The following is an 18,545-nucleotide window of genomic DNA, read 5'->3' as shown; positions in this document are numbered from 1 at the left end:
ACAGAATAAGTATTCACTAAAACCTCGTTTTAAAATTAGCATCGAACCCGTTAAAAAGCTTTTAGCGCCTTTATTTATGCGTCGAAATGGTCTTCTACTACGCTCAGACTGACATACGAAATAAATTTTATTTAATTTTAAACAGGCCCCCAGTCTATTCACAATAATATTAACCAAATAAATCTATCCAAATCATTGAAATCTTCCTTATCTGTAAAGCGAACAGATATAAAGAAAATTCTTATCAATGAATTTTTAGAAGCCAAATTATGAGAAAACACAACTACTTTAAAAAATTATTTCTTGCTATCCTTTTATGCAATTTATGCAGCTTGGTTAAGGCTCAGGAGTATCCTTTTCAAGACTACAAACTTCCATTTGAAAAAAGAGTAGATGATTTGGTTTCAAGGCTTAGCCTGGAAGAAAAGGTGATGCAAATGCTTAATGCTGCACCGGCGATTCCGCGCTTTAAGATTCCTGCCTACGATTGGTGGAATGAAACGTTACACGGAGTGGCGAGAACACCTTTTAAAGTGACCGTTTATCCTCAGGCAATTGCCATGGCTGCAACCTTCGATCCTTCTGCGCTTTATAAAATGGCAGATTATTCGGCTTTAGAAGGAAGGGCTATTTACAATAAGGCACTAGCGCAGGGAAGAACAAATGAACGCTATCTGGGCTTAACCTACTGGACGCCAAACATCAATATCTTTCGGGATCCACGCTGGGGAAGAGGTCAGGAAACCTACGGTGAAGACCCTTATCTGACAGGTACCCTGGGAGATGCTTTTGTAAGGGGTTTGCAGGGTGATGACCCAAAGTACCTTAAGGCTGCCGCTTGTGCGAAGCATTATGCGGTACATAGCGGTCCGGAACCACTTCGACACGTGTTTAATACTACGGTAAGCGATTTTGATCTCTGGGATACCTATTTACCGGCATTTGAAAAGCTGGTTACACAATCTAAAGTTGCGGGTGTAATGTGTGCATATAACGCTTTTCAAGGCCAGCCTTGTTGCGCAAATGATCTTTTAATGACTGACATTCTGCGCAGGAAATGGAACTTTAAGGGCTATGTAACCTCCGACTGCTGGGCCATAGATGACTTTTACAAAAACCATAAAACACATCCAAATGCGGCATCGGCTGCCGCGGATGCAGTTTTTCACGGAACTGACCTGGACTGTGGTACAGAGGCCTATAAGGCTTTGATTACAGCGGTGAAGACAGGAATAATTAAAGAAAAAGACATCGATGTTTCGGTGAAAAGATTGTTCATGATCCGTTTCAGACTGGGTATGTTCGATCCATCCTCGATGGTTAAATATGCCAATACCCCGAGTAGTGTGCTGGAAAATAGCGAGCATAAGGCACATGCACTTAAAATGGCACGAGAATCGATGGTATTACTCAGAAATGAATCACATACGCTGCCTTTAAAAAAGAATCTCAAAAAAATCGTTGTATTGGGTCCTAATGCAGATAACTCAATTTCTGTACTGGGAAACTATAATGGCATTCCTTCCAAGATCACCACTGTTTTACAAGGCATTAGGGATAAAGTTGGTCAGCAGACCGAAGTTGTTTACCAACAGGCTGTTTCTTTCACCAATGATACGCTGTTAAGTTACCTGGATTTAAACAGCGAATACAAAATTGACGGTGCTCAGGGGTTTAAGTCAGAATATTTTAGCAACATTTCACTGGAAGGGAGCCCGGTGTTAACCAGGACAGAGCCCAGACTTGAAAACAGCTGGCAGGAAGGCGAAAAAATTGCCGATAAATTAATCGCTAATAATTTTTCTGCCAGATACAGCACCACATTCAAGCCCACAACCACTGGCTCCATCACCTTCGAATTGAATGCTGATGATGGGTACCGTTTTATCATTAACGGCAAAAATGTAATTGACGCATGGTCGAGAAACCGTTGGGGCGCTAAAACCTATAAATTAGAAACATCAAAAGATTCGGTTTACAATCTGGTTATAGAATACTGGCAGGGCGAGGGAAGTGCAAACGTCCGTTTAAGGGCGGGCTCCTATGTGAGAACTGATTTTAAAGCGCTTGTTAAAACCCATGCAGATGCTGACGCCTTCGTATTTGTCGGTGGGATTTCTCCGCAGCTGGAAGGCGAGGAAATGAGGGTCGATTATCCGGGATTCAGCGGTGGGGACAGGACTTCAATTATGCTCCCTGCGGTTCAGACCACATTAATGAAATCCCTGAAAGATAGTGGTAAGCCAGTTGTTTTTGTCATGATGACCGGTAGCGCTATTGCGATACCATGGGAAGCCGAAAACATTCCGGCTATTCTGAATGCATGGTATGGCGGACAGGCTACTGGTGAAGCAGTAGCGGATATTCTTTTTGGAGACTACAGTCCTTCGGGAAGATTGCCTGTAACCTTTTATGCAAGTGATAAGGACCTTGGGGATTTTAGTGATTATAGCATGAAAAACAGGACTTACCGGTATTTTAAAGGCAAACCGCTTTATGGATTTGGTTACGGGCTTAGCTATTCTTCTTTTTTATATGAAAAATTTGTTGCTCCTGCGGCATTAAAAGCAGGCAAAGGCACAGAAGTATCGGTCAGGGTGAGCAATAAAGGAACGTTTAGAAGTGATGAAGTGGTTCAGTTGTATCAACTTAACAACCAAAAATCCATCAAATCAGCGGCAAAGGCCCTGAAAGGATTCAAACGCATTAGCCTTGAACCGGGAGAAAGTAAACTGGTTAAATTCAGCTTAAAAGCTAATGACCTGTCTTACATCGGTCAGGATGGCTCAAGACAATTTTACAAAGGCAGTATTACATTAGCTGTTGGCGGTAGTCAGCCCGATGAGCTTTCTCCAAAAAGCGGAAATATTATGAAAAAAGTTATCCGGGTAAACTAAACCTAATTGCCGCGATAAAATAATTGACAACACTTTAAAACAACTATAATGAAAGAATTAAACCAAAAATACTTTAAACTCGCACTCCTGTTTTGTTTGTTATTCACGTTGGCAAAAAATTCCTTTGCCGATGATCATATTGCCAGCCACCGGCACCTGGCAGATCCGGCTACACTGGTCTACAACGGAAGAGTTTATTTATATGCATCCAACGATGATGACAATTCAGATGATAAGGATAGTGGATATAAAATGAAATCGATTGTTTGTATTTCAAGCAGTGATATGAAAAACTGGACGGATCATGGTGTGGTGTTTGAGGCGCCAAGAGACGCAACCTGGGCCAACAGAACCTGGGCGCCCTCAGTTATCGCCAGAAATGGTAAAATTTATCTTTATTTTGGTAATGGCGGATCTGGGATTGGTGTAGCTACATCCTCCTCTCCAATTGGTCCATTCAAAGATCCATTGGGCAAAAAGTTAATTGACAATGAAACCCCTGGCGTACAACCTGCAAAAAATATGTGGTTATTCGATCCCATGACCTTTTTAGATGATGACGGACAGGCCTATTTATATTTTGGGGGGAATGGTGAAGATAATATGCGGGTAATTAAACTTAATGAAGATATGATCAGCGTAAACGGCCAGGCAACTTCTTTTCATGTACCTTCCTTTTTTGAAGCTTCATGGATGCATAAACGAAATGGAAACTATTATTTCTCCTATTCCTCAAATCCGAAAGCAGAAATGAGGATCGATTATATGATGAGTAAAAGTCCAACCACTGGATTTGTTTACAAAGGCGTTATAGGCGCACAACCACCCAATAACAACAACAATAATCACCATGGCATATTTGAATTTAAAGGAAAGTGGTACCATGCCTATCATAACAGAGTTGTCGCTATTAAAAAAGGTATTCCTCCGGTTTATAAACGAAACCTGGCCATAGAAGAATTGAATTATAATGCTGACGGTACAATCGCCCAGGTGATTTATACCGAAAACGGCGTAACACAAATTGGCGTAGTAAATCCTTATCAACGAAACGAGGCGGAAACCATGCAGGATCAAAACGGGGTTATGACCAAAAATACAGATGATGGTGGGATGCAGATTTCGGCCATGAAAAATAACAACTGGATCAAAATTCAAGGTGTAGACTTTGGAAAAAAAGGTCCAAAAGATTTTAGCGCCATGGTGAGTGGTCTCTTGCCCGGTACGAGCCTGGAAGTTCGCGTAGGCAGTTTAGATGGAAAACAAATTGCAAAACTGGTTTCTTCCGGCAATAAGTCAACCAGCTTACAACTACGCTCTGGAAAAGCCGAACTTATCCAAGGTAAACAAGATTTGTATCTTTTGGTATCCGGCGGTGACACCTCTACTGCAATTGATGTAGACTGGTGGCGTTTTCAGCAGCGTTAAACATCCAGGCATTTTAAGCCTGATATGATCACATGAAGGCTTGGAGGGAACAACCCGGAACATTGGATCAAATACTTTAAAGCAAATATAGAAAGAAAAATGGCATATATTAAAAGGATAATTATTGTTGCATTGCTGATGCTAACACAAGCAACAATATTAAAAGCTGAAGATGGCCACGCACTATGGCTTAGAAATGGTTCTGGAATCAAAGTTAGTATTTCCAGCCCGGTCCACTCTTCTATTGTAGACCTTGCAACAGATGAACTCAGAAAAGGCTGGCTTGGCAAGGAGAATATGGTTTTGAAACTTAACCTAAGCAAAAATCCGGCTATCAAGGGCGATGGATTCCAACTGGAAGAATCAGCAATCAATGCCCGTACAGAACTGGGTTTATTATACGGTGCCTACGAATTACTGAGGCGACAATACCTAAACCTCCCGCAGCGCAATTTTATTTCAAACCCATCCTACTCCAGAAGAATCCTCAATCATTGGGATAACCTGGATGGCAGCGTTGAAAGAGGTTATGCTGGTCATTCAATATTCTGGGGAGAAAAAGAAAATGGACTGGGTATTACGGAGCAGGATAAAGCGAAATGGACAGCCTATGCAAGAGCAAATGCGTCTATCGGCATCAATGGTTCGGTGTTAAATAATGTCAATGCATCTGCCAAAATTCTATCTAAACCTTATTTGGAGAAAGTAATGGCGATCGCTGAGCGTTTACGCCCTTACGGTATAAAAACTTATTTATCAGTCAATTTTTCTTCGCCTGTACTTATTGGAGGATTAAAAAAAGCCGATCCATTAGATCCGCAGGTTCAGCAATGGTGGAAGGATAAAGTGAAAGAAATTTATAAACTCATCCCTGACTTCGGAGGATTTCTGGTAAAGGCAAACAGTGAAGGACAACCCGGACCACAGGATTATGGCAGAACCCATGTTGATGGTGCAAATATGCTGGCCGATGCCTTGGCTCCTTTCGATGGAATCGTGATGTGGCGCGCTTTTGTTTACAATCCATCACCCGAGGACAGAACCAAACAAGCTTATAAAGAATTTTTACCGCTAGATGGAACTTTCAGGAAAAATGTAATTTTACAGGTAAAAAATGGTCCGCTTGATTTTCAGCCGAGAGAACCTTTCAGTCCCTTACTTGGAGGAATGACAAAAACGCCCGTTATGCCTGAATTTCAAATTACCCAGGAGTACCTGGGTGGCTCAAAGCAACTTGTTTTCCTCTCTACCTTATGGGAAGAGTGTTTAAATAGTGACACTTATAAGAATGGGAAGGGCAGCACCGTTGCCGCCTGTACCGATGGCTCATTAAGCAAAACTGATTTTACTGCCATTGCAGGAGTGGCTAACATCGGTAATGATGTAAACTGGACCGGACACACCTTTGCGCAAGCCAACTGGTACGCATTTGGGAGGCTTGCATGGAATAATAAACTTGAAAGTAAAGTAATTGCTGCAGAATGGATTAAACAGACCTTTCTTGATTCAAAAGAAAAAAAAACCGATGCTAAATTTGTTAAAACTGTTCAGGGGATGATGATGGAGAGCAGAGATGCAGCCGTTGATTATATGATGCCACTAGGTTTACACCATATTTTTGCTGAAGGCCATCATTATGGCCCTGCGCCATGGTTTTCTAATGATAAAATCCGTGCAGACTGGACATCTGTTTATTACCATAAGGCAGACGCCGGGGGGATAGGTTTTGACAGAACCCGCAACGGAAGTGATGCGGTTGACCAATATCATGAGCCATTGAGTTCAACCTTCAATAACCTCTCCAGCTGCCCGGAAATATATCTGCTCTGGTTTCATCACGTGCCATGGTCTTACCGATTAAAAAGTGGAAATGATTTGTGGACTGAACTCTGTATGCGTTATGACCGGGGTGTTAATAAGGTAAGGTCCTTTCAAAAAGACTGGGATAGAATGGAAGGCGCAATAGACAGCGAACGTTTCTCAGCGGTACAATCTAAACTCCGAACGCAATGTAGAGATGCTCAAATTTGGAAAGATGCTTGTCTGTTATATTTTCAGCAGTTTAGTAAAAGGGAAATCCCATTTGAAATTGAGCGCCCGGTCCATGATCTTCAATCGCTGAAAGAATTAACTAAAAGCAAGGATTACAATTAGAGAATATAGCGTCTGTATCATAATAAAGCATATAATCCTGAAGGATAATTTATGGTATAAATCAATATAAATGACAGTAATTAATCTACAAGTAAAAATTCTCTCGTATTACCGTCATTTCGAGCGGAGTGCTACCTTGTACCGATTTTACATCGGTAACGCAGTCGAGAACCCGAAGGCTCTGCGAAGCAAAATCTGTTTTGATAGATCTCTCCACTTCGCGATGCTCCGGTTGAGATGACGACCCTTGTATATCTGTCATCACCCCTCCGACGTATTTGAAAAATTCTAACCTCCCATTAACAGATTCAAATAGAAAAGTCGTCATTGCGAGGAGGAACGATGAAGCAATCTTTTATGCCAGCGATCTTTACGATAAAGATTGCTTTTCCGAAAATCGGGACAGGCTGTCGGCTGAAAAAGCCTTCTCGCCAGGACGATTATTCTTTCGGTCCGTCACCCTGAACTTGTTTCAGGGTCTTACTTTTATTATAGTTTTTCACCATATAAGAAATGTAAGAGCATATAAGGCATTGCGCCTAATATTTTGTTGCTCTTTGTGTCTTGGTGCTTAATCTTTTCTCCACTGCATCGTCTTTGCGAGTAACCATCAGGCCTTATTCCTAAAAAAATATGAATGAGGCCTTAAAGAGCACTGATAATCAATTATTTACAGGAATGATATTATAATAAACGAAGCAATCTCCATAGGACGACAATAAGTTTCCAGTCGCTAATTAATCTTCAAAAACCAGTGTAAAACCATCATTCCCTTTTAAGCTTAAACCCAATTTCCCATCAGAGCCCACTGTTATTTCCTTAGATTTTAAATTAACTTCAGCAGATCCTTCTGAAAAAATCAACTTCGCTTTTTTATTTGCCAGGAAGGCTAAATTAAGCGATAAGTCTCTTTGTTTATTTTCGCCATTAATACCAGAGACATACCATTTTTTGCCGCTTCTTCTGGCTACGATATAAAATTGTCCTGGGTAACCGTCAATAAACCGGGTATCATCCCAGTTGGTTGGCAATTCCATAAGGAAGGTTTTAACAAAATCAGGAACATGAGACATACCGGAAGGTGTTTCTGCAAAATGCTGTATACCTGAGAGAAAAATAACGGAGGTAGCCAGTTCAAAAGCCGGCGTAGTTATCCTTTTTATCCCTGGGATTTTATACAACACCATTGGCGTAAAATCCATCGGATCGAATACATTACGCACCATCGCACTCATCACAGCATGAGAAGGGGCTTTATTTGCTGCATCCTGGCTGAAGGAAATCATTTCGTATCCAAATACTGCTTCGGTGGTCATCAAATTAGGATAGGTCCTCTGTAGTCCCCTTGGCAGGGTGGCGCCGTGAAAATTGACCAGTAATTGATAACTGGCGGCGTCTTCCAAAATATCCCGATAATAATTTATCATCGACTGTCCATCTCCCGCAAAAAAATCTATTTTTACGCCTTTTATCCCCATTTCTTTTAAACGGGCAAATTCCTGAACCCTGCTTTGATGAGTTAACAGTTGATCTCTGGGCGTAAATTTTACGGTATTCCAGTTTCCGGCAGAATTGTACCAAAGGAGCAGGCCAACATGCTTTTCTTTTGCATATTTGGCAAGCACAGCAATAGAATCATACCCAATGGTTTTATCCCAGTTAGCATCGATTAAACTGTATTGCCAGTTCATGCTGGCCGCATAATCAACATATTTTTTCTGCACGGGATAGATCGTTGCGGCATCTTTTTCCAGCACCCAACTCCATGCGGCCTTTCCAGGCTGAATAAATGCTTTATCCATTGCTATAGCTGGCTGGGCAAGATCAGTTCCCAGGGTAGATTCCGAAATTGTCTTTAAATCACCAATGGCCATAATTCTCCATGGCGTTTTCCAGGGCAAAACCGATTCAGGAAGTATAGCAGCATCAGGAATACCTTCGGCTGGCTGAGGGAAGTTAACCAAATACTCATTATTAACCGATTTTTGGGCAAGCGAGGTTCCGCAGTAGCCCCGTCCCAGATCTGCTTCGGTAAGGAGCATCCAAAACTGACCTGATTTAAATAAAGCCGGATACACCCAGCCATTTGAACTGCTTGATGGCGTTCCCACCGGTATATCCATATTATAATGAGCCTCATAAGATGGATTAGTGTGTTCAAACCCCGTTTGTGCATCGGCTTTAGGTTGCATCCAGGCCCTGGTTCCATCTAAAAAACGGAAACTGGTCGACTCTTTTGTTATTCGTTTTAAGTCTTTATTCTTTTCAGGAAACTCGTACCTGAATGCTATCCCGTCATCAGAAATATTGAAAATAATGTTCATCCGGCTCCCTTTAAGGGTTTTAAATTCAAAAGTTGTCTGGGTGGCTTTATAAATGATGGAACTTTTCTTTGCATTCACCATCGTATAATTTTGGCTCACCGTGGTGGGCTTAGATACTTTGGTTAATACAAGTCCTTTAGAGAAATCCTCATCCTCACGCACGAGGCCCAGCTTTGAATCAGCAAGCACCAGCTTGCCCTTATATGAAATAGTGTAATTTAATTTTTTCGGGCTACACACCAGCTCCAGGTTTTTGTTGGGGCTAAGCAATTTATAATTTTCGGTTTGTGCTATGCCGGCTTTGCAGCACATAACCAGGCCGATGAGCCCAATTAATATTTTCATGTTTTAATTTTGATTAAATGTTCTATTTAGAGTTCGTTATTTATTATCAACACTCTTAAGCAGGCGTATATAATAAATTGCACTCGATGTATTTCCCTGCGAAGTCTGAATCCGAAGCCTGATATTTTTCTTTCCCGAAAGCAACTCGCGAGGTATTGCATATTCCTCAGTCTTGAATTCAGAAGTATTCCATTTTTCTGAATTATCTACGGTCAGCAGTTTTTTATCGTCAATGTAAATATCAAAAACTTTCTTTCCCCATTCGGCGCCCCAATACTTAAGCGAAATTTTAAGATCGGTTTCCCCTGTAGTTTCAAGGAGATAGCTAAAATATCCACCATTATTGGCTGAACGCCAGAACTGGTCAGAAAAAGTTCCGGTTTGGGAAGTGCTTTGAAGCAACTGGTGATCGACCTCTGGTTGTTGTTCACCTGGTGCCACAAAATCAACCGTTCTTTTTTCAAGTAAAAGTTTTCGTTTTTCCAAAGTTTGCAGGGAATCTAAATAATTCTTGTATTGGTCCTCGTTCAGGGTCATCCAATACATCATATACCTGGAATCGTGGATTTTATAAAAGGGCTCAAGCGCTAATTTAGCGGAATTAATGATTTTGAGGTTTGCAAAGCTGAATTCCATTGGCTTGCCTTTTTCAGGTACTACACTGGAGATAACCTGTTCAGCGCCGTTTGCGATCAATATAGGTGCCTGATCAACGGGCAGTTTTTCGCCACTGGCAATATGCCCCCATCTACTCTGATCCGCTACAAGACCTTTCAAATCCTGTGTATCGGTTTTCGCAGCAAGCAATATCGGCCCGTGAAGGATTGCGCTATAAATCGGAAGGTTTGGCAATTGCTCCAGGCTGGTATGCATAGGCAGTTCGATTTCCACAACATCTCCTTTCTTCCAGCTTCTTTTTATTCCAACATAAGATGAGGCATCTGCATCGCTTTTTACTTCTTTATTATTAACGCGTATTTTTAGCTCACCTGGTTTTACCCATACCGGATATCTTACCATAAGGGTAAAGTCTGCATTCCCCTTTTCAATCTCGATTCTGGTTTTTTCAGCATCAGGAAAATTAGTTTTTTGTACAATTTTAATACCTTTTTTCTGCCAGTCAAGCTGCGAGGCTATAAACAAGTTTAAAAAAAGCGAATCTTTACTGTGGGTATAAATTACCTGCCCAAGCTTACCATAATTTTCCATTCCACTCCCTACACAACACCACATGGCTTTATTTGGCGCAGAATATACCCGATAGTGCCTTGGGCGGGCGGGCGTAAAATAAACATAGCCACCGTGAACAGGATGTTGGGCAGACAAAATGTGGTTAAACAAAGCTTTTTCATAAAAGTCCATGTATTTTCCAAACGGCTGATCACGGAAAAGTCCTTCAGAAAGCTTTAGCATATTGTAGGTATTACAGCTTTCCGGCCCTTCTACATCATTGATGAAATCAGACGCAGAAGCCGGGCTTGGAAAAAACTCTCTCCTGCTGTTTCCTCCTAAAGCAAGTGTGCGATTATGGGAAACGGTTTCCCAAAAAAAGAGACCGGCCTGCCTGTAATTATCCGCATGACTTAATTCGCCTATACGCTGAAAACCGATCGCTTTGGGCACCTGGGTATTTGCGTGTTTATTGTTCAGGTTATCTTCCCTGTGTGACATTGGATCAAGTAACTGATGATGAGAAAAACGCATAGCAGCATTCAAATACTTTTTATTTCCGGTAATCTGGTAAGCATCTGCAAGAACCTCATTCATCCCACCTTGTTCGGTACCCAGCATGCTTTGCATTTGCTTGTCAGATAATTTAGACGTGATCTCAATACTCCAGTCACAGAAACCAATAAACATTTTTTTAGCATCCTCATTAGCTGAATACAGCCAGGCGTCGCGCAGGCCTGCAAACATTTTATGAACGTTATACCAGGGAACCCAGGCTTTACCGAATGCTTTAAAATCACCTGTTTTGAAAGTTGACCAGATTTCAGCACTGTTAGGCACGCCTCCAACATATCCAATCGCCCAACCGGGATGATTTACGGCATTTGCAAGCTGACAAGCTTTGAGCTCTTTAATTATATAATCCAATCTTTTTTTACACTCCCCATCTCCTGTTGCAGCATATGTTGTTGAAAGTGCAGAAAGGTAATGACCTCCTACATGGCCATCCAAACCATCCCAGTTTTCATAGGAACTTTTTTTAGGTTTCAGACCAGCCTGCTTCAGGTAAGGCGCCAACAATCTGTCGACATCATATTCGAGCAGTGTTTTTAAATTCAGGTCCTGGGCATGTTTAAAGGGTCCATCTAAAAGCCGAACTGACTGAAGTGGGAATTCATTGGCATATAATCTATCCTGGCCGTTTGCATTGGCAGTCCAGCTGATCATAAAACCCAAAAGATAAAAAATATGCTTTCTCGTTACGGCGCTCAGTTTTGGTTTACGAATCATAAATTGTGTCATCATCATTTATTTTTTATACAGGGTGTAGACTTTTCCTACATCTGTTTTAATATCATATAATTGAGTTTCAGGCAAATCAACAGATCCGCCAGGTGCCAGTTTGGACACTATTGGTTTTGGCGTTTTTGTTATGAAGAAAAAAGTATTTTGATTCTCACCATTTGCATTTCTGGCTTCAAGTTTCGATAAATTTAATTCATTAGGCACTCTGATCCGTAAATTTCCGCCCAGGTTCGATTTAATCACCAGTTTAGTGATCATGCCATTTACCCATTCCAGTTTAACAATCTCAAATCCTCCCTTTGCCCGTAAACCACTAACATGTCCATTTGATTTCCAGACATCAGGAAGTGCAGGCAAAAGTTGAATGGCGCCATTATCTGATTGCATAAGCATCTCTGCGATACCAGAAGTGCATCCGAAATTGCCATCAATCTGAAAAGGCGGATGCGCATCAAAAAGATTATTGTAAGTGCCGCCACCCCCCCGGTTTCCACCCACCGGCGTTAACTGGTTCTGAATAAGTTTGTAGGCATGATTTCCATCCAATAGTCTTGCCCACCAGTTCACTTTCCATCCCATACTCCAACCTGTAGAAACATCGCCACGCTGGATTAGTGTCTTTTTGGCTGCCAAATATAATTCAGGTGTTTGGTACGGCGATATTTGAGCAGATGGGAATAAACCATATAAATGAGATACATGCCGATGGTTATCTTTTGGATCGTCAATATCATCAATCCATTCCTGCAACTGGCCATATTGCCCAATTTGCATTGGCGGGAGCTGGCTGCGCATCTTTTTCAGAGTATCTGCAAACGCTTTATCTTCACCGAGAATTTCTCCCGCACGGATGACAGTGCTAAAAACATCATAAACGATTTGATTACTCATTGTGGTACCTGCATCAAGCGAGGAGCCCTGATGTGCTGCAGGAGCATTTTCAGGAGACATATCGGGATTAATGACCAGATAGCCTCTTTTAGGGTCTTTAACCAGGAAATCAACATAAAACATTGCCGCTCCTTTTAAGGTTGGATAGGCTAATTTAAGAAATGCCTGATCTCCGCTGTAAAGATAATGCTCCCACAGATGCTGACTGGCCCAACCTCCGCCATGGCTCCATGCTCCCCAGAACGCACCATCAACAGCGCCGGTAGTTCTCCAGATGTCGGTATTATGATGCGCCATCCATCCCCTGGCACCATACATATCGTGGGCTGTCTGCTTTCCGGTTTCTCCCATTTCCTGAACCATTTTCAAAAAAGGCTCATGCAATTCGGCCAGATTTGTTTTCTCCGCAGGCCAGTAATTCATTTCCGCGTTAATATTGATGGTGTATTTGCTGTCCCAGGCAGGATATAATTTATTATTCCAGATCCCCTGCAGGTTAGCAGGCTGACCACCAGGCTGAGAGCTTGAAATGAGCAGGTAGCGTCCATATTGAAAATACAGGGCTGCAAACTGCGGGTCGTTAACGGAATTGAAATTCTTAAGTCTGACATCAGTAGGGACATTTTCAAAATTCGCAGCGCCCAGGGATAAATCTACCCGATTAAAATATTTGTGATATTGTAATTGATGAGCTTTTAAAATTGCCTCAAATTTTTTCGGAAATGCACGGTTTAACATTTCCCTGGCCTTTAACTTTTCGTTCCCACTAATATCTTTGTAACTGATAAAGTTTGTGGCAATAGATAAATAGATAGTTACCGCGTCGGCATTTTCGACAACAATTGTACCCTCCGTGCTGGAAATTTTACCACCAACGTTTTTAAATGCAGCGATCCCATTGAAACGGACAAGGCCCGGTACGCCTTCATGTGCGCTTGAGGTTCCGGTAATTTCAATTTGCCCTGGCACTTGCGTGTTGATTTTCGCACCAGGATGCAGGGAAGATAATGAAGATGTAAAACTTAACGCACCTGGCTTACTTGAGCGAAGCTCTATGGCAATCACACCATCGGCCAGTGAGGCCAGAACACGCCTGGTATAAACCACGTCTTTTACCTTATAACTGGTGGTGGTTACCGCATTACTGATGTCTAACTCGCGATAAAAGTTTGTATAGGCTTCATGGCCGACAAAATCCAGGTGTAAATCTGCAACGGGTTGAAAAATCTGCCCCTGAGACTTTTTGCTGATAATAACTTTATTGGAGAGCAATTCTGCCTGCTTTTGTTTACCCTGAAAAATAAGCGTCCTAATGCGGGCCAGAGAATCTAATGCTAAAGGATTATCATTCCTGTTAGGGCTACCGCTCCATAGGCTATGCTCATTTAACTGAATAATTTCATTAACAACATTTCCATAAACCATTGCACCAAGCCGCCCATTACCAACAGGTAATGCATTCTCCCAAATTTGTCCAGACGGGCTATTATACCATAATTTTAATTTTGGTTTTTGCCGGGCAACACCTGAGAAAACAACATGGATTAATAGCAGCAGTATCGCAAAATTTTTCATGGAGAAGAATAATAATCAGGTGTTAAGGGTTGAGACTATAATTTTGGAAGGAAGCCTGATCAACGGGTTTAAACAACAGCTGACTAAACAGGTACAGATCATTCTTCCATACTTTAAAATCATGCACACCTGGTTCGATATAATAAATATGTGGCACATTTTTATCTGCGAGATACTCGTGGGTACGCTGAGAGAAGTTAAGCAATCTATCATTATCACCGCAAGAAATCCAAAGCAATTTAAGCGTAGCTTTAGCTTTTGCCGGATCTGGTAACAATTCTGCAGGCACCTTGGTATTTGGAGCAGAAGAAAAGCCACCAACCCAGGCAAATGTATCCAGATTACCCAATCCAAAATTCAAGGACTGTCCCCCACCCATAGACAGTCCGGCAAGGGCGCGATGCTCCCGGTCTTTAAAAACATGATAATTTTTTTCCACGTATGGAATCAGATCAAGAAGCAAGTCCTTTTCAAAATTTGCAAAGGCAGCAACTTTTTCCGGAGCCATAATATTTCCCGTGGCACGGTCATCTTTCATCGCCCTGCCGTTTGGCATCACAACCAACATGGGTTCAAGCTTGCCCGAAGCATAGAGGTTGTCGAAGATGACCTGAGGTTTCCCACCATTCAGCCATTCCTTTTCATCCCCACCAATGCCATGCAGCAGATATAAAACAGGGTATTTTTTAGTTTTCAGATAACCTGGCGGAAAATAAATGGTGGCTTTTCTGGTTGTTCCGACCGTTTTTGACGCATATTGTATCGTATCTATTTTTCCGTGGGGGATTTCTGCCTGACTAAGATCGAAACCTGCAGGAGCCGCAGGAATCTGTTTTTGCGCGAAAACTGCAGTTTGAATAAAAATCAGTGTTGCCAGGATGGAGATTAATCGTTTCATTTTAGTTGGTTAGAGTTGATTGACAGGATTAATTGATTACCCGCCAGAATTAATTATCATTACAAACTTAAGTGCATCGCACCGCAAGATGATGGAACCATTGATTATATTGATGCAAAAAATGTTCAAAAATACCATTGAGCGGAACAAATCATCATTTATTTAAAAATCTTTAATGAACTTAGGTTATAGATTCTTTTTAAAAAGAAACCTAACCAGAGCATATTTCAAAAAATAATTGACCTTAAACTTCACTAAGCTAAGAAAAAATTAAAGTTATGCAGCATTTTTAGCAATCGATTGCATTAAAAAGTTTAGATTGATGCAGGTAATTTTATTATGGAACCAAGCCTAAAAACAAAATATGAAACACACCATTAGAGAAGTGGAAAAATATTGCCGCTCAAATTACAAAAGCAAATTAAAAATATGACGATAAGCGATCAAAAGATACTTCAAAACAATACCCATCTGCTATGAAAATGACCCAAACAATGCGCTGGTACGGGCCCGATGATATTGTTACACTAGCCCATATTCTGCAGGCAGGCTGTACAGGAGTGGTAACTGCTTTACACCACATCGCCGTCGGAGAAATATGGCCGGAGGAAGAAATATTGGCCCGTAAGGCGATTATTGAATCCAGTGGACTGACCTGGGAAGTGGTCGAAAGTCTGCCCGTACATGAAGATATAAAAAAGAGGCAGGGCAGTTATCAGCTATGGATTGAAAATTATAAAATCAGTCTGAAAAATCTGGCAAATTGCGGAATCAAAGTAATTACCTATAATTTCATGCCGGTGTTAGACTGGATGCGCACCGATTTGAAATTTAAAACCCACACCGGCGCACTTGCTTTAAGATTTGAAAAAACTGCATTCATTGCTTTTGACCTTTATTTATTAAACCGACCCGGAGCAGCCAATGACTATACGCCACAGGAATTGGAAGATGCCAAAAGCTACTTTATTAAACTCAGTTCACAAGAACAGCGCACTTTAATGAGTAATTGCCTGCAGGGCCTGCCGGGAAGTAAAGATCATTTCACTAAAGATCAAGTACTTACTTTACTGGAAGGATATAAAAACATTTCTGCAGAGATACTGAGCAATAATTTAATCAGTTTTTTGCAGGAAATCACCCCCACAGCTGATCAAAGCAGGCTACAGTTGGCCATTCATCCGGATGATCCTCCCTACCCGATTTTAGGTTTGCCAAGAATTATGAGTACAGAAGAGCATGCGCATAAAATATTAAAAGCTGTACCTGCGCCCTCCAACGGAATCTGTTTTTGTAGTGGTTCTTTTGGTGCCCGGCCAGATAATGACTTAAAGGGAATGATTGAACGGTTGGGAAACAAAATATATTTTCTACATCTGCGAAGCGTTCAACGGGAGGATAATGGCAATTTTTATGAGGCCAACCACCTGGAAGGAAATGCAGATATGAGTGTTTTGGTTACTGCAATCGTAAAACTTATGCGCGCCGGGGACAGATCTATCTATATGCGCCCTGATCATGGCCACCAAATGCTTGATGATCTGGATAAAAGCCCTTACCCTGGCTATTCTGCTATAGGAAGACTGAAAGGACTTGCCGAACTGCGGGGACTCGAATTGGGGATCAGCGAAACTTTAAAAACAGAAAACTTACATCATTAAATACATGCCGCAACTCTTAGTTTGATATTAAGCATAAAAAATCAACAAAAAGCCTGAGCATATTTTCTTCAATAGCCAAATATACAATTATGAAAAAAATCCTTTATTTATTCTTGCTATGCCTCACCTCTCAAGCATTTGCACAAATAAAATTTACAAATCCAATTCTTGCAGGTTTTTATCCAGATCCAAGTATCACTAAAGTAGGTACTGACTATTACCTGGTTAATTCTACTTTTTCCTATTTTCCGGGCATCCCTGTCTTTCACAGCAAGGATTTAAAAAACTGGAAACAGATTGGAAATGTAATTGAGCGAAATACGCAGATGACTTTTCTGGGAGATGGAACCTCACGTGGTTTATTCGCACCTTCTATTAATTATTATAAGGGAACCTTTTATATGACTTGTACCAATATAGACAAGGGTGGAAATTTTGTCATGACTGCTAAAAATCCTGCAGGCCCATGGAGCGACCCTGTATGGCTTCGCGAAGTAAAAGGAATCGATCCATCTTTATTTTTCGATAAGGATAAAGCCTATATCGTTTACAATAGTGATGCCCCGGACAATAAACCACTTTACAGTGGCCACCGTACCATCCGGACGTATGAATTCGACCCTGCAACACTCAAAGTTAGCGGAGAAGAACATTTGCTTGTAAATGGCGGAGTGGATATTTCTAAAAAACCAGTATGGATTGAGGGACCGCACATTTTTAAACGCGAAGATTGGTATTATATATGTGCTGCTGAGGGTGGAACAAGTGTAAATCATTCCCAGGTTATCCTTAGAAGCCGGTCAGCTACGGGCCCTTATGTTCCTTATGAAAACAATCCAATCCTAACCCAACGGGATCTGGATCCAAACCGTCCGAATCCGATAACCTCAACTGGTCACGCAGAACTGGTGGAAGGACCTGATGGAAAAACTTACGCTATTTTTCTTGCCGTGCGTCCATACGAAGGAAATTTTTATAACACCGGAAGAGAAACATTTATTGCTCCGGTTAAATGGACAAATGGATGGCCTGTAATAAATCCTGATTTTAAGGAAGTTCAATATCATTATGCAGCGGATTACAAGGAAATCAAGCAAGCAGGCGCGCCACCACAAAACGGGAACTTTTCGTACAGGACTACATTTGATAACAAACTAGACCAATCTTTACTTTTCTTAAGGAAAAAAGACAGTTCATGGTATAGCTTAAGCAAGAAAAATGGGTTCACGATGAAACTTAAGCCTGAAACCTGTATGGAGAAAACCAATCCGGCATTTCTTGGAAAACGTCAGCAGCATACATTCTGTACAGCCAGCACAGCACTTCAATTCACCCCGAAATCCGAAAATGAGAAAGCAGGGTTAATGATTTTCCAGGGAGAATTTAATTTTTACTTTATGTGCAAATCCATCAAAGAAAACAAAACAGTTATTCAGCTTTTTAAAGGTGATAAAAAGGCCGGAAATATGGTATTGATTACTGAATTACCACTTTCAAATCCATCGGCAGCGATACAGCTGGAAATTGAAGCTAAGGGAGGTTTATACGATTTTAAATATAAACAAGGGAACGAAGGCTGGCTTACTTTAAAAAACGATGTTGACGGTAAATATTTAAGCACACAGGCTGCAGGCGGATTTATCGGATCGCTGTTCGCATTGTACGCAACGTCTTCCGGCCAGCAGAGCGATAATACAGCTAGTTTTAAGTGGCTGGATTATAGTGGTAATGATAAAATCTATCACTCAAAATAACAGACGACACTAAGTCGTATAATCAGTTTAAGGTCCTCCTCTCCATCCGGTAGTTATCGGATCGAGAGGAGGGCCTTTCTAATTGTCATCCTGCGGGTTAACTTATTGTTTAAAATCAATATGTGACGTATAATTGTCTTCTC

The 18,545-nt window shown here is 41.3% G+C and carries 9 protein-coding genes; 5 read left to right on the top strand and 4 right to left on the bottom strand.

Annotation, left to right across the window (positions count from 1 at the left end; translation table 11 throughout):
• The first annotated feature begins 269 nt into the window (after window positions 1–269).
• From FFJ24_RS00985 to FFJ24_RS00975, 3 genes are all read left to right on the top strand, one after another.
• Entirely contained in the window at window positions 270–2,897 is a 2,628-nt protein-coding gene (locus FFJ24_RS00985; protein WP_138820387.1) for a glycoside hydrolase family 3 protein, read from the top strand.
• 48 nt (window positions 2,898–2,945) lie between these two features.
• On the top strand, window positions 2,946–4,325 hold the full coding sequence (locus FFJ24_RS00980) for a glycoside hydrolase family 43 protein (protein ID WP_138820386.1): 1,380 nt from the start codon (window positions 2,946–2,948) through the stop codon (window positions 4,323–4,325).
• Between the two features lie 99 nt (window positions 4,326–4,424).
• A complete protein-coding gene (locus FFJ24_RS00975; protein WP_138820385.1) occupies window positions 4,425–6,479 on the top strand; it encodes an alpha-glucuronidase in 2,055 nt (684 codons plus the stop codon).
• Window positions 6,480–7,216: 737 nt separating this feature from the next.
• Here the strand turns inward: FFJ24_RS00975 and FFJ24_RS00970 are convergent.
• From FFJ24_RS00970 to FFJ24_RS00955, 4 genes are read right to left on the bottom strand one after another with little or no spacing between them, the layout of a single operon-like run.
• On the bottom strand, window positions 7,217–9,148 hold the full coding sequence (locus FFJ24_RS00970; protein ID WP_138820384.1) for a glycoside hydrolase family 97 protein: 1,932 nt from the start codon (window positions 9,146–9,148) through the stop codon (window positions 7,217–7,219).
• Between the two features lie 36 nt (window positions 9,149–9,184).
• Window positions 9,185–11,626: a beta-L-arabinofuranosidase domain-containing protein gene (locus tag FFJ24_RS00965; protein WP_210419440.1), complete on the bottom strand. Its 2,442-nt coding sequence runs from the start codon at window positions 11,624–11,626 to the stop codon at window positions 9,185–9,187.
• The gene (locus FFJ24_RS00960; protein WP_138820383.1) at window positions 11,627–14,089 is read right to left on the bottom strand and encodes a glycoside hydrolase N-terminal domain-containing protein; all 2,463 of its coding nucleotides are present in this window, start codon (window positions 14,087–14,089) and stop codon (window positions 11,627–11,629) included. It abuts the gene before it with no gap.
• 22 nt (window positions 14,090–14,111) lie between these two features.
• Entirely contained in the window at window positions 14,112–14,987 is an 876-nt protein-coding gene (locus FFJ24_RS00955) for an esterase family protein (protein WP_138820382.1), read from the bottom strand.
• A gap of 476 nt (window positions 14,988–15,463) precedes the next feature.
• Here FFJ24_RS00955 and uxuA point away from each other — a divergent pair, with 476 nt between their 5' ends.
• Window positions 15,464–16,648 (top strand): mannonate dehydratase, encoded by a 1,185-nt coding sequence (uxuA, locus tag FFJ24_RS00950; RefSeq protein WP_138820381.1) that lies wholly within the window; start codon window positions 15,464–15,466, stop codon window positions 16,646–16,648.
• Between the two features lie 89 nt (window positions 16,649–16,737).
• Window positions 16,738–18,402, top strand: a complete 1,665-nt coding sequence (locus FFJ24_RS00945; protein WP_138820380.1) for a glycoside hydrolase family 43 protein — start codon at window positions 16,738–16,740, stop codon at window positions 18,400–18,402.
• Window positions 18,403–18,545: the final 143 nt, after the last annotated feature.

The sequence above is a fragment of the Pedobacter sp. KBS0701 genome, from assembly GCF_005938645.2.
Classification (GTDB): Bacteria; Bacteroidota; Bacteroidia; order Sphingobacteriales; family Sphingobacteriaceae; genus Pedobacter.
This window is presented reverse-complemented; position numbering and strand designations above follow the sequence as displayed.

Coding starts and splice junctions, on each gene's coding strand:
- FFJ24_RS00985 (WP_138820387.1), top strand. CDS start 270: ATGAGAAAACACAACTACTTTAAAAAATTATTTCTTGCTATCCTTTTA.
- FFJ24_RS00980 (WP_138820386.1), top strand. CDS start 2,946: ATGAAAGAATTAAACCAAAAATACTTTAAACTCGCACTCCTGTTTTGT.
- FFJ24_RS00975 (WP_138820385.1), top strand. CDS start 4,425: ATGGCATATATTAAAAGGATAATTATTGTTGCATTGCTGATGCTAACA.
- FFJ24_RS00970 (WP_138820384.1), bottom strand. CDS start 9,148: ATGAAAATATTAATTGGGCTCATCGGCCTGGTTATGTGCTGCAAAGCC.
- FFJ24_RS00965 (WP_210419440.1), bottom strand. CDS start 11,626: ATGATGATGACACAATTTATGATTCGTAAACCAAAACTGAGCGCCGTA.
- FFJ24_RS00960 (WP_138820383.1), bottom strand. CDS start 14,089: ATGAAAAATTTTGCGATACTGCTGCTATTAATCCATGTTGTTTTCTCA.
- FFJ24_RS00955 (WP_138820382.1), bottom strand. CDS start 14,987: ATGAAACGATTAATCTCCATCCTGGCAACACTGATTTTTATTCAAACT.
- uxuA (WP_138820381.1), top strand. CDS start 15,464: ATGAAAATGACCCAAACAATGCGCTGGTACGGGCCCGATGATATTGTT.
- FFJ24_RS00945 (WP_138820380.1), top strand. CDS start 16,738: ATGAAAAAAATCCTTTATTTATTCTTGCTATGCCTCACCTCTCAAGCA.